This window comes from Dyadobacter sp. HNCC25DJ186 (genome assembly GCF_056895235.1).
This window is the reverse complement of the sequence record NZ_JBXHAS010000043.1, coordinates 1-1,114: the sequence shown is the minus strand read 5'-3', so window position 1 is coordinate 1,114 and position 1,114 is coordinate 1. Positions and strand designations below refer to the sequence as shown.

General features: G+C 42.0%; 1 protein-coding gene. It reads right to left on the bottom strand.

Features of this window, described 5'->3' with window-relative positions:
• Positions 1-199: 199 nt before the first annotated feature.
• The coding region (locus tag AC1XUO_RS29605) for a T9SS type A sorting domain-containing protein (protein WP_483333516.1) at positions 200-1,114 on the bottom strand (915 nt) is incomplete at its 5' end.

Genomic DNA, 1,114 nt, shown 5'->3' with positions numbered 1-1,114 from the left:
CTTGCTGATTTTCGACCGCAACGAAACAAAAGCCGATAAATAAAGTTCTTGTACAAGAATAACACAGGATCTAGTAAATTATTCTATAAAAATGCTGCAATTCCAGTTTACCATTATCAAGACTTTGGACGTTTAGACGATTATGGCTAGGATAGCTTCTTTCGATGATAAAATCCTTTTTATAAATTGTTCAGGCTAATTAGAACTTAACGATTTTTCTAACAAAAGTTTCAGCATTTTCCTGGCTTACTTCAATATAATAAATACCAGCTGCACCCGGTATCTCAATTTCTAGCGGACCAGTAACGTTTTTGTAGTCAGACGATTTGACTATCTGTCCAAGGGAATTTGTAATTTTTATAGATGCACTGTTAATAGGTTGGCTAACCATTTCCAGGTATATGTGCCGCCCGGTCAGCGGATTTGGATACATTTTCGCGGTTAACTCCGCTCCGTTTGTAATTCTGACGCTCCGTAGCCTGGAATAGGTAAAGCTCTGATCAATATCAATGATTTTTAAGCGAAAATAATGCATTCCCGAGGCCAGATCCGACACAATGGTCTGATAGTTATGGCTAGCATTGGTTGTGCCATTGCCTTCAACAAAGGCAATTTTTTGGTAAGTATTTCCCTGCCTGAGTATTTCGATTTCAAAGCCTTTGTTGTTGACCTCCGACGCAGTACTCCACCGCAGTAAAGCGCTGTTTTCTCCCTCTGTTGTAGCGGTAAAGCTGATGAGTGTAACCGGCAAAACGCTTTCTGGTGCCTCAAACGCACCCATGTCTATACTGGAACCTACCAGACGGGGATTGCCCGCGATATCTTTGTCTGTGGTAACACTTCCCAAGTATGGCTCATATAAGGCGTTACTGCCTGCATTCAGGGCTACACTGCCAGCTCTTAGCGTATAGTCTCCAAGGCCGGGATTTGTAAAAATATCAACAGGTGTATAATTTGCGGCGTTAATATTGTGGGGGAAACTCGAACCTAACATCAGACTATAACTTGCCTCAATGCCGGTCAATGATTCAAGGACAACTGCATTTTCTTCAGAACCAATAAGAATGCTGTTGTAAACGCGCAGTGAGCCATCTGACACATACAGTTCGCTGGC